Source organism: Mesorhizobium sp. BR1-1-6 (assembly GCF_020165355.1).
Taxonomy (GTDB): domain Bacteria; phylum Pseudomonadota; class Alphaproteobacteria; order Rhizobiales; family Rhizobiaceae; genus Mesorhizobium.
Genome location: NZ_JAIUHZ010000007.1, coordinates 283582 through 299239 on the forward strand (window position 1 = coordinate 283582; position 15658 = coordinate 299239).

The 15658-nt window shown below is 65.0% G+C and carries 13 protein-coding genes; 9 read left to right on the forward strand and 4 right to left on the reverse strand.

Going from position 1 to position 15658, the window contains the following annotated elements; translation table 11 throughout:
* Window positions 1-4: 4 nt before the first annotated feature.
* Complete coding sequence (locus tag LB545_RS16840; protein WP_224705496.1) at window positions 5-2146, reverse strand: hydantoinase/oxoprolinase family protein; 2142 nt, start codon at window positions 2144-2146, stop codon at window positions 5-7.
* A gap of 110 nt (window positions 2147-2256) precedes the next feature.
* Here LB545_RS16840 and LB545_RS16845 point away from each other — a divergent pair, with 110 nt between their 5' ends.
* The 4 genes from LB545_RS16845 (at window position 2257) to LB545_RS16860 (ending at window position 7050) form a co-directional block, all read left to right on the forward strand.
* Entirely contained in the window at window positions 2257-3036 is a 780-nt protein-coding gene (locus tag LB545_RS16845; RefSeq protein ID WP_224705497.1) for a helix-turn-helix transcriptional regulator, read from the forward strand.
* A gap of 185 nt (window positions 3037-3221) precedes the next feature.
* Window positions 3222-3974, forward strand: coding sequence for an SDR family NAD(P)-dependent oxidoreductase (locus tag LB545_RS16850; RefSeq protein ID WP_224705498.1), 753 nt, complete (start codon window positions 3222-3224; stop codon window positions 3972-3974).
* Window positions 3975-4187: 213 nt separating this feature from the next.
* A complete protein-coding gene (locus LB545_RS16855; RefSeq protein ID WP_140580563.1) occupies window positions 4188-5531 on the forward strand; it encodes a glucoamylase family protein in 1344 nt (447 codons plus the stop codon).
* Window positions 5521-7050, forward strand: a complete 1530-nt coding sequence (locus LB545_RS16860; RefSeq protein ID WP_140564971.1) for a mercuric reductase — start codon at window positions 5521-5523, stop codon at window positions 7048-7050. Before LB545_RS16855 ends, LB545_RS16860 begins: the two co-directional genes overlap by 11 nt.
* A gap of 31 nt (window positions 7051-7081) precedes the next feature.
* Here the strand turns inward: LB545_RS16860 and LB545_RS16865 are convergent, their stop codons facing one another.
* The gene (locus LB545_RS16865) at window positions 7082-7663 is read right to left on the reverse strand and encodes a DUF1349 domain-containing protein (protein ID WP_224705499.1); all 582 of its coding nucleotides are present in this window, start codon (window positions 7661-7663) and stop codon (window positions 7082-7084) included.
* A gap of 57 nt (window positions 7664-7720) precedes the next feature.
* Window positions 7721-9160, reverse strand: coding sequence for an aldehyde dehydrogenase family protein (locus LB545_RS16870; protein ID WP_140670758.1), 1440 nt, complete (start codon window positions 9158-9160; stop codon window positions 7721-7723).
* 266 nt (window positions 9161-9426) lie between these two features.
* Between LB545_RS16870 and LB545_RS16875 the strand changes: the two genes are divergently transcribed.
* From LB545_RS16875 to LB545_RS16895, 5 genes are all read left to right on the forward strand, one after another.
* Window positions 9427-10086, forward strand: coding sequence for a TetR/AcrR family transcriptional regulator (locus LB545_RS16875; protein WP_181165292.1), 660 nt, complete (start codon window positions 9427-9429; stop codon window positions 10084-10086).
* Window positions 10087-10179: 93 nt separating this feature from the next.
* Window positions 10180-11433 (forward strand): sarcosine oxidase subunit beta family protein, encoded by a 1254-nt coding sequence (locus LB545_RS16880; RefSeq protein WP_224705500.1) that lies wholly within the window; start codon window positions 10180-10182, stop codon window positions 11431-11433.
* 71 nt (window positions 11434-11504) lie between these two features.
* The gene (locus tag LB545_RS16885; RefSeq protein ID WP_140512890.1) at window positions 11505-11771 is read left to right on the forward strand and encodes a sarcosine oxidase subunit delta; all 267 of its coding nucleotides are present in this window, start codon (window positions 11505-11507) and stop codon (window positions 11769-11771) included.
* Window positions 11768-14650 carry a sarcosine oxidase subunit alpha family protein gene (locus LB545_RS16890; RefSeq protein WP_140624909.1) on the forward strand — a complete coding sequence of 961 codons (2883 nt, stop codon included), beginning with the start codon at window positions 11768-11770 and terminating at the stop codon, window positions 14648-14650. The genes LB545_RS16885 and LB545_RS16890 overlap by 4 nt, the downstream gene beginning before the upstream one ends.
* On the forward strand, window positions 14643-15161 hold the full coding sequence (locus tag LB545_RS16895; RefSeq protein WP_140523503.1) for a hypothetical protein: 519 nt from the start codon (window positions 14643-14645) through the stop codon (window positions 15159-15161). Before LB545_RS16890 ends, LB545_RS16895 begins: the two co-directional genes overlap by 8 nt.
* Here LB545_RS16895 and LB545_RS16900 read toward each other — a convergent pair.
* Window positions 15151-15636, reverse strand: coding sequence for a hypothetical protein (locus tag LB545_RS16900; protein ID WP_140523500.1), 486 nt, complete (start codon window positions 15634-15636; stop codon window positions 15151-15153). The genes LB545_RS16895 and LB545_RS16900 overlap by 11 nt on opposite strands.
* Between the last annotated feature and the right edge of the window lie 22 nt (window positions 15637-15658).

Below are 15658 nucleotides of genomic sequence, written 5' to 3' on the forward strand. Positions count from 1 at the left end.
CCTCTCAAGCGTGGGAGTAGTGGAGCAGCGTCCATTCGTCGACGAAGACACGGTCCCGCGGATGGACGACGAGGGTGGTGGCGGGGTGTTCGATGATGGCCGGGCCGGTCACCTCATGCCCCGGCAGCAGAAGATCCATCTCGTAGAGATCGGCCTTGTGCCAGCGGCCGCCAATATAGGCCTCGCGCACGCCCTTGTGCGCGGATGCGGGGTTTGAGGGGCCGAGCGGCCGCTTGAGCAGCACGGGCTTGACCTTGTCGGCGGTGGCGATCAGGCCGAGCTCGGTGATCGAGAAGCCGGCTTCGCCATAACGCGAGACGCGATGGTTGACCTTGGCGTAGACCGCCTCGAACTCGTCGATGACCTTGCACATGTCGCCGGCCGAATTGATCGCCGAGAGCGGCGCCATCACCTCGACGTCCTCGAGCTGGCCGGTATAGCGCATCATCAGGAACGGCACCGTCCTGATCTTGTCCAGCGCATGACCGTCGGCCACCATCTCGTCGACCGCGGCCCTGGTGAGATCGTCCCAGACCGCAGTCACTCTGGCACCGAAGGCCAGCAGCTCGGCCTCACTCGCCCGCGCGCCGATGTCGATCTGGGTGGATACCGAATGCCGGCGCATGAAATCCGCCGTGGTGCAGCCGAAGGCGGAGAAAGCGGCCGCGAACTGGAAGGTGATGATATCCTTGAAGCCGATGCCCCTGGAGCAGCCGGCCAGATGCAGCGGCCCCGAGCCGCCATAGGAAAGCAATGTGAACTCCGAAGGGTGGATCCCCTGGCCGGAGATGACGCGGCGCAGCGCGTTGTTGGCGTCGGCCTCCAGCATATCGATCATGCCTTCAGCGGCTTCCTCCACGCCGACGCCGAGCAGACGGGAGCACTTCTCCTCGAAGGCCTTGCGCGCCTTCTCGACCTGCAGCACGACCTTGCCGCCGAGGAAATAATGCGGGTTCAGCCGACCGAGGATGGCGTCGCAATCGGCGATGGTCGGCTCGGTGCCGCCCCTGGCGAAGCAGATCGGGCCGGGATCGGCACCGGCGCTTTCCGGCCCGAGCGAGACTTTCTTCGTCAGCGGATCGACCTTGAGGATCATGCCGGCGCCGGCGCCGATCGTGTCGAGATGCAGCGTCGGCACGTTCAGCTTGAACCGGTCCATCAGCGGCTCGTTCTCGATCCGTGTCTGGCCGCGCGTGATGACGCCCATGTCGAAGGAGGTGCCGCCCATATCGGAGCAGATCAGCGAGTCATTGCCGATCAGCTTGCCGACATAAGCCGCGCCCAGAATGCCGCCGATCGGACCCGAGATCATGGTTTCGTGCAGGCGCGGATGATTGATCGAGGTGAGGCCGCCGAAGGAGAGCAGCGTCTGGACGCCATATCTGAAGCCGTATTTCTTCGAGACGTCCTCGATCCCCTTGAGCTGCTTGCGGCCGCGCGAGGTGGCGTAGGCCTCGATCAGCACCGAGTTCAGCCGCGACTGCTCGCGGATGACCGGGCGCACCTCATGGCTGCTGTAGACGAGGATGTCGGCTCCGGCGGCGGCGATCTCCTCGCGGCAGATCTCGGCGATGCGCTTCTCATGCACCGGATTGACATGCGAGAAGATCGTCATGATGCAGACCGCCTCGACCTTGTCGGCGATCAGCTTTTTCGCCGCGGCACGGACCTCATGTTCGTAGAGCGGCAGGATGATGTCGCCGAACTGGTCGATGCGCTCGGTGACGCCGTGAGTGCGGCGGCGCGGCACCAGCGGATCGGGATGATGATGCGTCACAGCGTGCAGCCGGTCGGCATAGGAATAGTCAGCCCAGGCCTGCAGGCCGCGACCCATCAGGATCATGTCCTCAAGGCCCTTGGTGGTGACCAGGCCGAGTTTCCTGCCGGTGCGCGACAGCAGCGTGTTGAGCATGCCGGTGCCGGAATAGAGCACCACATTGACGCCCGAAAACAGGGCCTCGAGCGAGATGCCCCAGGCGTCCGCCGCGTCCTCGGCCGAGGCGAGGAACCCCTCGGCCTCGTTCTTCGGCGTCGTTGCCGACTTGCCGATCTTGAAGCGGCCGTCCTGATCGACAAGGATGGTGTCGGTCATGGTGCCGCCGGCGTCGATGCCGATGACGATGGGATTGGTAGAGATATGGTCCACGGGTCGCCTTCCCTTGCCGAGCATGACCACAGGCTAGATTCGCGGGACCGGATCGCGCCATATGCCTAAAGGCACAATGACGGGCGGGAGCTCGTCGCCGAAAAAGAGGCATGCGCATGGGCAACATCTGGGCGCCGCTCGCCATGGCGATCGCCGCCACCGGCACCGACAGGCATGTCGACTGCCTGATCGACCTGATCGGCGCCGACATCGCGCATGACCTGGTGACGGTGACGCGCTATTCGGCGACGCAGACGCCGCAATTCGTCAAGCACCGGCGCTTCTCCGACGAGATGGTGCGGCGCTACCTTGATAATTATTACGTGTTCGACCCCTTCTACGCTTCCTGGCGGCGCGAGCGCCGGCTGGGCATCATGCCGCTCAAGCGGCTGGCCGACGACGAGGCGAAACGCGGCCAGTACATAGCCGGCTTCCTCGCGCAATCGGAGATATGCGATGAAGTCGGCATCATGCTGGCCGATGGCGGCGACTGGTGCCTCGGCATTTTCCTCGATCGTTCGACGACGGCGTTCAAGGACAGCGAGATCGCCCTGCTGGCTGAGCGGCTGCCGGTGTTCGAGGCGCTGCACGCGCTCGACATCAAGGCGCGTGGAAGCGATTTCTCGCGCAGTTCGGCGCCCTCCAGCCCCGGCGCCTCGCCGCGCCAGCAGCCCACAATTCCAGCGAGCCTGTGGCCGGAACTGTCGCTCAGGGAAAGGGAGCTCGTGCAACTGATCCTGGCCGGCCATCCGACCGCCAACATTGCCGAGCGGCTCGGCATCACCGTCGGCACGGTCAAGAACCATCGCCGGCGCATCTATGAGAAACTCGACATCACCACCGAGCGGGAATTGTTCCTGCAGTTCTTCCTGTACCGCTCGGACAAATAGGCCTGGCGCTGGTGCAAGCGCTGGACAGGCAGATCGAGGGGAGCCCGGCATAACGCGCCTCAGGGATTGGCCCAGACGATCGAGGTGCATGCCGGCTTGAACTTGGCCGGCGGCGACCTCACAGTCACCCCCGAACATGGTTTCGCCGAGCGGAGCCGATTTGCGCCAGGACAGGGGAAAATGAGATGCCGACGATTTTCGCGGAACGGTTTGCCGGACGCTCGGCGGTGATTACGGGCGGCGCATCCGGCATCGGCCTCGCCGTCGCACAGAGGCTGATCCAAGAAGGCGGGCGCGTTTCGGTTTGGGACCGCGATCCCGCCCAGATCGAAGCGGCCAGGGCTTCGATCCCAGCGCTGCATGGCCAGACCGTCGATGTCGCCGACCCGGCGGCGGTGGATCGGGCGGCGCGGTCGACGATCGAGGCGCATGGCGGGGTCGACATCCTGATCACCAGCGCCGCCATCACCGGTCCCAACATGACCGCCTGGGACTATCCGGTGGAGGACTGGCGTCTGGTCATCGACATCAACATCAACGGTGTCTTCTACTGCAACAAGGCGCTCGTCCCGCACATGCTGGAGCGCAAATACGGCCGCATCGTCAACATCGCCTCGATCGCCGGCAAGGAAGGCAATCCCAACGCTTCCGCCTACAGCACATCCAAGGCCGCGGTGATCGGCCTGACCAAATCGCTCGGCAAGGAACTGGCCAAGACCGGCATAACCGTGAACTGCGTCACGCCGGCGGCGGTGCGCACGGCGATCTTCAAGCAGATGAGCCAGGAGCATATCGATTTCATGCTCTCCAAGATACCGATGGCGCGCTTTGGCGAGCTCGACGAGGTGGCGGCGCTGATTTGCTGGATCGCCTCGGAGGAATGTTCGTTCACGACGGCTGCCGTCTTCGACGTCTCCGGCGGCCGCGCCACCTACTGATGTGGTGCGGCGCTTTCCGGCTGGCGGCAAGCCACTACAATTGCGCGTGAGGAAGCAACCAACGGAGCTGGACAAGCGTACAGTGGCCGAAGCCGGAACCCGGCAACGGCAACAATGAGGGCGAAGACATGACCAGGCGTGACAGATCGGCCCGCGCGCGATTCCTGCACCTTTCTCCGGCAATCGCGACGACCAGACCGGAGCTTGCCGCATTTGCTTAAAGTCGAGCCTGCCATCCTGTCGGACGACGACCTTCTGGATCGTTTCCAGCGCGCGGCCTTCGGCTATTTTCTGGAAAACGTGAACCCCGAAAACGGGCTGGTCGCCGACACGTCGCGGCCGAATTCACCGGCCAGCATCGCGGTCGTAGGCTTTGCGCTCTCCTGCTATCCGATCGGGGTCGAGCGCGGCTGGATGGGGCGGGAAGCAGCGGTGGAGCTGACGCTCGCCGCGCTGCGTTTCTTCTGGACCAGCACGCAAGGCAGTGGCGCTGACGTCACCGGCCACAAGGGTTTTTACTATCATTTCCTCGACATTCGCACCGGACTTCGGGTGTGGCGCTGCGAACTGTCGATGGTGGATACGGCATTGCTGATGGCCGGCATTCTCGCGGCGGGCGCTTATTTCCGGGGCGACGATGACGAGGAAGCCGAAATCCGCCGGCTGGCCGAGGCGCTCTACCGGCGCGTCGACTGGCGATGGGCGCAAGGCAGCAGTCCGACGTTGCGACAGGGCTGGAAACCGAAGAGCGGCTTTCTCCACTATGGCTGGGAAGGCTACAATGAGGCGACGATCCTCTATGTCCTGTCGATGGCCTCGCCCGACAGCCCGACGTCCGACGACAGCTACGCGGGCTGGACGGCGACCTATCAGTGGGAAAACATCTACGGCTACGACGTGCTTTATGGCGGTCCGTTGTTCATGCACCAGTTCTCTCATGCCTGGATCGATTTCGCCGGCATCCGCGATGCTTTCATGCGCGAGAAGAATTCGGACTATTTCGAAAACAGCCGCCGCTCGACCTACCTCCACCGCGACTATGCTCGGCACAACCCCCATGGCTATGACGGCTACGGAGAAAACCTCTGGGGGCTTTCGGCCGGGGACGGACCGGGCGGCTTTCGCAGCAGCATACAACGGCGGCGGCGCCGGTTTTCCGGCTACGTCGCGCGCGGTGCGCCCTTCGGACCGGACGACGGCACGATCGCGCCGTGGTCCTATCCGGCGTCGCTGCCTTTTGCGCCTGATATCTGCATGGCGGCGCTGCGCCATCTCGCGGATCGCTACCCCCAGGTGATCGACAATTTCCGGCTGCCGAGCGGCTTCAACCCGACGCTGGCCAACCGGCGAAAATTTGGCCGCGACGGCTGGGTGTCGGAAGGCCATTTCGGCCTCGACCAAGGCATCGTGGTGATGATGATCGAGAACCACCGCTCGCGCCTGGTGTGGGAGCTGATGCGTTCCAACCAGTACATCCGCCGCGGCCTGAACAAGGCGGGGTTCACAGGCGGATGGCTGTCGCAGCCGGCAAGCCCGGATGGCCGCGATGTCGCTTGAAAGGACGAAAGCTGCCGGTTTTCCGGCCGACCACAATGATGTCGAGCTGGTCAGGGGCGCCCATCCGCCGCATTGGCGAAACCCGCCGCCCACCGGAGCATACAATCTCGTCGTCGTCGGCGCCGGGCCGGCCGGCCTGACGGCGGCGAGCGAAGCGGCAAGCCTCGGCGCGAAAGTGGCGCTGATCGAACGCGGGTTGATCGGCGGCACGTGCATCAACACCGGCTGCATCCCGTCCAAGTCGATCATCCGCACATCCAGGCTCTATGCCGACATGCGCGATGCCGAGAATTTCGGAGCCGATGCGCCGGACCATCTTCGCGTCGATTTCCAGCGCGCGATGACCAGGATGCGGCGCATCCGGCAACGGATCAGCCATGCCGACAGCGCAGAGGCGCTTGCTGCGCTGGGCATCGACGTTCATTTCGGCGAAGCCCGGTTCGACGGAAGCGATTGCGTGACCGTCGCGGGAACGACGCTGCGCTTCCGCAAGGCGCTGATCGCGACAGGCGCGAGGCCGGAGTTTCCATCCATTCCCGGCCTGGTCGAGGCTGGCTATCTCAGCAACGAGACGATGTTCGACCTTGTCGACTGCCCGAAGCGGCTGCTGGTCATCGGCGGCGGGCCGCTTGGCTGCGAGACAGCGCAGGCCTTCTGCCTGCTCGGTGCGAAGGTCATCCTGGCGCAGAGCGATCCGATGTTCCTGCCCGGCGAGGAACGCGACGCCGCGCAGATCCTTTCGGAAGCGCTGGCGCGCGAGGGGGTCGAGGTCCGACTGAACACCGAAGTGGTGGCGGTGCGCAGGGAAGGCGACAAGAAGCTCGCCGACCTGGTGCGGGACGGCGACACGACGACCATTTCCGTCGACGAGATCATCACCGGCATAGGCCGCTCGCCCAATGTCGACGGTCTTGGCCTCGACGAGGCGGGGGTTGCCCACGATGCCAAAGGCATCAAGGTGGACGACTATCTCAGGACCTCAAACCCGCGCATCTATGCGGCGGGCGATGTCTGCCTCGACTACAAATTCACGCATACCGCTGAAGCAACAGCCCGCATGGTCGTGCAGAACGCCCTGTTTCTCGGGCGCAAGAGGCTGAGCGAATTGGTGGTTCCGTGGTGCACCTACACCGATCCGGAAATCGCCCATGTCGGCCTCTATCCGGTGGAGGCGCGCCGCGACGGCATTCCGGTCAAGACCTATACGGTGCTGATGCACGATGTCGCCCGCGCGGTGATGGACGGCGAGGAAGAGGGTTTCGTCAAAATCCATGTCAGGGAAGGATCAGACCGCATCCTCGGTGCGACCGTGGTCGCCGCCCATGCCGGCGAGATGATCAACGGGGTGTCGCTCGCCATCAGGTCGGGCATGGGATTGCACGCGCTGGCCGACGTCATCCATCCCTTCCCGACACAGGCGCAAGGCATCAAAATGGCCGGCGACGCTTACCGGCGAACGCGGTTCACCCCTTTGTGGAGGCATCTGGCGGCACGCTGGCTGGCGTGGTCCAGGCGATGACACTTGTGTCCCGTCGGCGTTGGCGCGGGCTTCAGTCGTGCAGGTCCCGCGAAATCGGCGGGCCGACCGAAAAGCCGGTGAAGGTGACCTCGAAGCCTTCGCGCTGCGGCGAACAGCACATCATGCCGACATCGACCGCCTTCGAGACCGGGAAGTAGGCGAGCCGCACCGGCTTCCAATGACCGTCGGAGACATCCAGGTACTGGACGCGGATGGTCTCGGCATGGCGGGTCAACCGGATCGCAACGCCATCCGGACCGGCCGGAATGGTGGCCAACGACCAGTCCGAGGCATCGTTGGTGACGACGACCGAAAAATACATGACGCCGTCGGTGTATTCGATGCCGGCCTTGATCCAATGCGTTTCGCTGAGGCGGAGCATCAGCCCCGCCTGGTCGTAGAGCACCTCATAGCGTCCGTTGACGGTGACTTCCGCGGTGAAATCGCCCTCTACGCGCTTGTAGAGGAAATGGCCGTTGTCGCGCCAGAAACCGTAAAAGGTCTCGCGCCAGAAGTCCGTCTCCTTGCCGGTGCGCACATGAACCGCATCGCCGTCGATGGAATGATGCGGCGGCGGATTGAGCCAGGTCAGATCCTTGTCTTGAACTGTCATCGCCTTGTCTCTTGGTGCACGCGAAGGCTTCGCCGGCCCGGTCAGCCGGCGCCCCGATCAGCCTGCAAACGTGTAGGCGGTCTTCACGGTGGTGTAGAATTCCATGGCGTATCGGCCCTGTTCGCGCGGACCGTAGCTCGAGCCCTTGCGGCCACCGAAGGGAACATGGAAATCGACACCCGCCGTCGGCAGGTTGACCATCACCATGCCGGCCTCCGAATTGCGCTTGAAATGCGTGGCGTGCTTGAGGCTGGACGTGCAGATGCCGGACGTCAGCCCGAATGGCGTATCGTTGGCGACGGCGAGCGCCTCGTCATAGTCCTTGACGCGGATGACGCTGGCGACAGGTCCGAAAATCTCCTCTCGCGAGCTGCGCATGGCGTTGGTGGCATCGGTCAGCAGCGCCGGCCGCAGGAAGAAGCCCGGCGTCTTGCGGTCAAGCCGCTCGCCGCCGAAGGCGAGCGTGGCGCCTTCCCTGACGCCGATGGCGATGTAGTCTTCGTCCTGCTTGAGCTGCGTCGCATCGACGACGGGACCGATCTGGGTCTGCGCGTCGAGCGCATCGCCGACGACCAGTTTGTCCATCCGTTCCTTGAGCGCTTCGACGAAACGGTCATGAATGCCGTTCGTCACGATCAGCCGGGACGAAGCCGTGCAGCGCTGACCGGTCGAGAAGAAAGCGCCGTTGATCGCGCAATCCACAGCCGTAGCGAGGTCGGCATCATCGAGCACCACCAGCGGGTTCTTGCCGCCCATTTCGAGCTGGAACTTGCGCATGTGCTCGACGCTCGCCGCGGCGACGCGCTTGCCGGTGCCAACCGAGCCGGTGAAGCTGATGGCGTTGATGTCCGGGCTGTCAAGCATCGCCTGGCCGACCACCGAGCCCTTGCCCATGACGAGGTTGAGCACGCCCTTGGGCAGACCGGCACGGTGCAGTATGTCGACGATGGTCCAGGCGCTCTCGGGAACGAGATCCGCCGGCTTGAAGACGATGGTGTTGCCGTGGGCAAGCGCCGGGGCGATCTTCCAGGCGGGAATGGCGATCGGGAAGTTCCACGGGGTGATGATGCCAACCACGCCGACCGCTTCGCGCGTGATCTCGACACCGACGCCCGGCCGCACGCTAGGCACGACTTCGCCCGAGAGGCGCAGTGTCTCACCGGCGAAGAAATCGAAGATCTGGGCGGCTCGAATGGTCTCGCCAATGCCTTCGGCCAGCGTCTTGCCTTCCTCGCGCGCAAGGTTGCGGCCGATCTCGTCCTTGCGCGCCAGGATCTCGTCCGACGTCTTCTTCAGCACCGCGTGACGGACCAGCAGACCCGAGCGCGACCAGGCGGGAAAGGCCGCTTTGGCCGCGGCGATCGCCTGTGCCGCCTGTTCGACACCTGCGGAAGCGTATTCGCCGACGATGTCGCCGGTATCGGACGGGTTGATGTTGCGGGAGCCGGCATCGCCGACCCACTCGCCGTCGATGAGGTTCTGTCGAAGCGGTGCCATGTCGTGTCTTTCCTGCTGGTTCGCCGCGCGGCGGCATCTGTGTGATTTGTATTTGCCAGACAATTGCTCTGCGGGAAAGCACGCTTTGCGCGGACGGCCGCGACAAAGTCTCTCGGTTCGCGGCCCCGCGCGACCTGCTGCCCGCAGGGCATCGCCCTTGGCCCAACAGCTTCGGCGACACATCGTTCCAATCACCGCGAAACGGGTCTGTACATATGTGTCCATAGTCTTGATTTGCCCCGGGCGGCGTGTCATGCGTCGTGCCGATGGAAGCCACCGACACGACAACCCAGCGCGCCGGCGCCACCGGCAACATCAAGGTCACCCGGGAAGACTGGCTCAAGCTCGCGCTTGAAACGTTGATTTCGGACGGCGTCGAAAGCGTCCGTGTGCAGACGCTCGGCCAGAAGCTCGATGTGTCGCGTTCCAGTTTCTATTGGTACTTCAAGAGCCGCCAGGACCTGCTCGACCAATTGCTGGATTATTGGCGGCAGACCAATACAAGGTTCATCGTCGAACGCGCCGCGCGGCCTTCCGCGACCGTGATCCGCGGGGTGATGAGCATCTTCGAGTGCTGGGTGGACGAGAAGCTGTTCGATCCGCAGCTGGATTTCGCGATCAGGGCGTGGGCCCGGCGATCGCCCGCCATCAGGCGGGCTCTCGACGAGGCCGACGAGGAGCGCGTCGACGCCATTCGCGACATGTTCAGGCGCCACGGCTATGACGAGGAAGACGCCTTCGTGCGCGCCCGCGTGCTCTATTTCATGCAGATCGGCTACTACTCGCTCGAGCTCGACGAACCGATGAGCAGCCGCCTGCCGCACGTCGCGTCTTATCTGCGCAGCTTCACCGGCCAGGAGCCCACGGCGCAGGACGTCGAGGATTTTTCGCGCTATGTCGAGGAAACGCTTTCGCGCAGCCGTTAGCAACAGCCGCCGCTTTCACACCGCGGCAAGAACTAGACATATATGTACAATGGCATTACGCCTCAGTCATTGAACCCAACCTCTTCAGACGCCATGACCAGACGCTATTCCGCTTTGTCGCTCTTCAGGGAAGGCCTCGCCGGCCAGACCGGCTGGGAGCCGGCCTGGCGCTCGCCCGAGCCGAAGCGGTCCTACGACGCGGTCGTCATCGGCGGCGGCGGCCACGGGCTGGCGACGGCCTATTACCTGGCGAAGAATCACGGCATCGCCAGAGTAGCGGTTTTGGAAAAGGGCTGGATCGGCAGCGGCAATACCGGCCGCAACACGACCGTGGTGCGCTCCAACTATTACTATCCGCAGAGCGTCGAGCTCTATGGGCTGGCGCACCGGCTCTATGAGGGACTGTCGAAGGACCTCAACTACAACGTCATGCTGTCGCAGCGCGGCATGGTCAGCCTGTGCCACTCGACCGCCGAAATGGAGATCGGGGCACGCACAGTCAATGCCATGCAGATCAACGGCATCGATGCGGAGCTGTTTTCGCCCCAGGATGTGCGCCGGGTGGCGCCGATCTACAATTTCACGGCCAATGCGCGCTTTCCCGTGTTCGGCGGCATCTGGCAAAGCCGGGCCGGCACCGCGCGCCACGACGCGGTCGCCTGGGGTTATGCACGGGCCGCGAGCCGACTCGGCGTCGACATCATCCAGAACTGCGAAATCACCGACTTCATCGTCGAGGGCGGGCGCTGCCGCGGCGTCCAGACGACGCGTGGCGCCATCCGCGCGGACCGCATCGGCATGGCCGTGGCAGGACATTCCTCGGTGCTGGCGGCCAAGGCCGGCTTTCGGCTGCCGATCAATTCCTATGCGCTGCAGGCCTGCGTAACCGAACCGGTCAAGCCGATCCTCGACACGGTGGTACTGTCGCCCGGCACGGGCGTCTATGTCAGCCAGTCCGACAAGGGCGAGATCGTCATCGGCGGCGGGCTCGACCGCACTCCCTCCTATGCCCAGCGCGGTAACCTGCCGACGCTGGAGGGGGTGATCGCGGGGCTGTTGGAAATGTTCCCGATCTTCGGCCAGCTGAAGCTGATGCGGCAATGGGCCGGGATCGTCGACGTCGTGCCGGACTCCTCGCCGATCATCGGTCAATCGCCACTGCCCAATCTGTTCCTCAATTGCGGCTGGGGCACGGGCGGCTTCAAGGCGATCCCCGCCGGCGGCACGCTTCTGGCGAACCTTTTGGCAACGGGCGGGCACAACGACATCAGCCGCCCCTTCGATCTCGACCGCTTCGCCAGCGGGCGGCTGATCGACGAAGCGGCTGGTTCCGGCATCGCGCATTGATGCATGTCGCGCAAAAGCGCCGAGCGGCCTTAGGGCGACGACATGCATAAAGACGAAGACTGAGGTTTGCCATGCAGCTTTTCCCTTGCCCGTTCTGCGGCCCGCGCGACGAGACCGAATTCCACTATGGCGGCGATGCCGGCAATGTCAGGCCTGATGGCGCCGAGGTGCCGATCGAGCACTGGGCCAACTACCTCTATCTGCGCTCCAACCCAAAAGGCGCGGCGCGCGAGATATGGGTGCATATGAACTGCGGCGAATTCTTCGTCATGGAGCGGGACACGGTTACGCACAAGGTGCTGTCTTCGGCTGCCCTGGGCGGGGAGCACGCGGCGTGACCGCCTCGCGCCTTAGCACGGGTGGCAGCGCCATCGACCGCTCGCGCCCGATCCGCTTCAGCTTCGACGGCGCCACCGTGCAGGGATTCGCCGGCGACACCATCGCCTCCGCGCTGCTGGCCGCCGATGTCGCGGTCGTCGGCCGCAGCTTCAAATACCACCGGCCGCGCGGCATCTGGGGCGCGGGCGTCGAAGAGCCGAACGCGCTGGTGGATATCAGCGGCCCGCAGACGACGCCGAACACGCGCGCGACGACCGAGCCGGCGCGCGACGGGCTGGTCGCCAAAAGCGTCAACGCGACACCCAATGCGCTGGCCGACCGCAACGCCTTCCTCGACCGCTTTTCCCGCTTCATTCCGGCCGCCTTCTACTACAAGACCTTCATGTGGCCGGACTGGCACATGTTCGAGCCACGCATTCGCGCCATGGCGGGACTGGGTCAGGTAGACAAGGACTGGACGTCGCCCGGCCGGGCCGACCAGATCAACCACCATTGCGACGTGCTGGTGATCGGCGCCGGACCGGCCGGGCTGGCAGCGGCAAGGCTGGCGGCCGGCGCAGGCCGGTCCGTCATGCTGGTCGACGACCAGCAAAAGCCCGGCGGATCGCTCGGTCACCGAGTTGGCGAGATCGACGGCAAACCGGCCGCCATCTGGGTCGAGGAGACGGTTGCGGGGCTTTCCGCCGGCGGTCACCTGGTCCTGCCTTCGACCACCGCTTTCGGTATCTACGACCATAATCTGGTCGGGCTTAACCAGCGGCATTTCGACGGCCGGCCGGACACGCTGTGGCGGGTCAGGCCGCGCCGGATCGTGCTGGCGACGGGCGCCATCGAGCGGCCCCTGCCATTCGCCAACAATGACCTGCCGGGCATTCTCTCGGCGGACGCAGCGCTCAGCTATCTCAGGCGCCATGCGGTGCTGGCCGGCCGCCATATCGTCGTCGCCGCAAACAATGACAGCGCCTATGAAGTGGCGGAGGCGGCCGCCGAGGCTGGCGCCGACGTCACGCTTGTCGACATCAGGCGCGACGGTATGCCCGCCGCGCCCGCCAACGTGCGGATGCTCAAGGGCCGCGCGCTCACCGCCGCGGCCGGCAAGCTGCGCGTCGAGGGTGTGATGCTGGACGACGGCACCAGGCTCGATGCCGATTGCGTGCTGGTGTCGGGCGGCTGGACACCGACCATCCATCTCTTCGGCCAGGCCAAGGGCAAGCTCGCCTGGAGCGAGGCGCGCGCGGCCTTCCTGCCGGGCGACCCGGTCGAGGCCATAGCGGTGGCCGGAGCTGCCGCCGGCGCGGTTTCGTTGTCGGAGGTATTCGCCGGTTCGCAGAAAGCCGTCGCGTCGCTCGGCCCGACGAAGGCAGCAGTGCCGCGCAGCAGCGGAACGGAGGCGACCAGCGGGATAGTAGCGGCATGGCCAACGCCGGGTTCGAAGGGACGCATCTGGATCGATTACCAGAACGACGTGACGGTGAAGGACATAGAGCTGGCGGCGCGCGAAAATTTCGTCTCGGTCGAACATCTGAAGCGCTACACGACGCTCGGCATGGCGACCGACCAGGGCAAGACCTCCAACCTGCCGGGCCTGGCGCTGATGGCCGGGATCACCGGCCGCACGGTGCCGGAAGTCGGCACCACGACCTATCGTCCGCCGTTCACGCCGGTTCCGCTGGCGAGCTTCGCCGGCGCGCGCAGCGGCGAACTGATGGCGCCGGTGCGGCGGCTGCCGCTGGAGAGCGTGCATCGTGCCAGCGGCGCCGTGTTCCAGGAGTATGGCGGCTGGCTGCGCCCGGCCCACTACGGCGGCGGCGGCGATGCGGATCGCTCGATCCAGGACGAGGCCCGCCGCGCCCGCCAGTCCGTCGCATTGTTCGATGGCTCGACGCTGGGCAAGATCGAGGTGATCGGACCCAAGGCGGCCGCGTTCGTCGATTTCGTCTATTACAACACGATGTCGACACTGAAGCCGGGCCGCTGCCGCTACGGCTTCATGTTGTCCGAGAACGGCGTGGTCTTCGACGACGGCGTGCTGCTGCGGCTGGACGAGCATCGCTTCGTCGTGTCGTGCTCGTCCTCGCACGTGGCCGCCGTGCATGCGCGGCTGGAGGAGTGGCGCCAGGACCGGTTCGGGCGCGGCGCGGTCTACATCCACAACGCCACCGCGGAAATGGCGACCCTGACCGTTTCGGGACCGAACGCCCGGAAACTGCTCGAAACGGTTGATCTCGGCCTTTCGCTCGACGATGGCGAGCTGCCGCACATGGCGGTCGGCCAGGGCAGCTATGACGGCGACGAGGTGCGCATCACCCGCGTCAGCTTCACCGGCGACAGAAGCTACGAGATCTCCATCCGGGCCGATCGCGCCGAGCCTTTGTGGGCGCGCCTGCGCGACGCCGGGCAGGCGTTCGATGCGGTTGTCATCGGCCTCGAGGCGCTGATGATCCTGCGCGCCGAGAAAGGCTTCATCGTGATCGGCAAGGACACCGACGGCACCACGCTGCCGCATGACCTTGGCGTCGAGGCCCCGCGGGCAAAGCGCCAGACCGAATTCGTCGGCCGCCGCTCGCTGTTCACCGAAGAGGCTTCGCGCGGCGACCGCATGCAGCTGGTCGGGCTGGCGGTCCCGTCCGGCGAAGCGCCGCTGCCAACTGGCGCGCATGGCATCAAGCGTAGCGGCGGCAAGCTGCGCAGCCAGGGCTTTGTCACATCGAGCTACCGGAGCCCTACGCTTGGCCGGCCGGTTGCGCTCGGCCTGATCGAGCGCGGTGCGGCCCGCCACGGCGAAACGATCGAAATCCAACATCTCGGCAAGGCGATGACGGCGACGATCGCCGCTCCTTGCGCCTTCGACCCGGCAGGAGACCGGTTCAATGCGTGATCTCGCCCAAAAATGGCCGGTAGCGCCGGACTGGCAGTCGGCAACCATCGGTGCACCGGGTCTCGAGGCGCGCACGATCCCCGGCCTTCACCAATTGCTGGTCAGCGGCGATCTCGACGCCTGGGCGCGGATATCCGGCATGGACGGCAACGGCGTGGGCGCCTTTGGCAGCGCGCAAGGTGACCGCTATGCGGCGCGTCTGGCGCGCGACCGCCTGCTCGTCGTGTCGAGCACACCGCTCGCCATCGCCGCGGGTTGGCACGCGGAAGGTTTCGCGGTGACGGCGATCAGCGCTGGACTTCATGTGTTCGAGGTCAAAGGCTCGGCCATCGACGCTTTCATCGCGCGCGGATCAACGCTCGACCCAAACAAGGAAAGCGCCAGTGCCGCACTTTCCTTCGCCGGCGTCAGTGCCATCGTCTACCGCCACCGGGACAGGCTGCGCATCCATGTCGATCGCGGCCTGGCATCCTACCTGTGGACGTGGATGGAAACGGCTCTCAGAGCGTGAACGACCAGAACAGGCAGGCCAGCGTGGCCGCCGCGAAGACGACGAAAAACAGACTGCGCAAGAGCACGTTGCGGCGAAGCTCGTTCATGACGAAGTGGCAACCGACGATAGCCGCCGCAAACAGGAACCGCCAGTTCAGCAGCGCCCATAGGGCGTCGCGCTGGCTGAATGCCCATCTGGCGACGAGACAGCCTACGATGGAGGCAAGGAGCACGATCACGGTCCAGAAGATGGCATCGGCTGCATGGGTGAGCACGATGCTGGCGGCTCTGATCGGCAGGATCATCATCAGCAGCGCGCTGAAGAAATAGACGGCGGCGAGTGGTATGAACATCCCGGCATCGGCAATGCCGTCGAGGCGCCTGACGCCGATCGCACCGTAGGGGTAGCCGTGCCTGGCCACCACCAGGCTCAAGGCCATGAGCAGCGCTGTCAGCACCGCGACCAGGGCGAAGGACGTGAGGGCTTTGCTCATGACGGTCCCGTTCAAAGCGAAT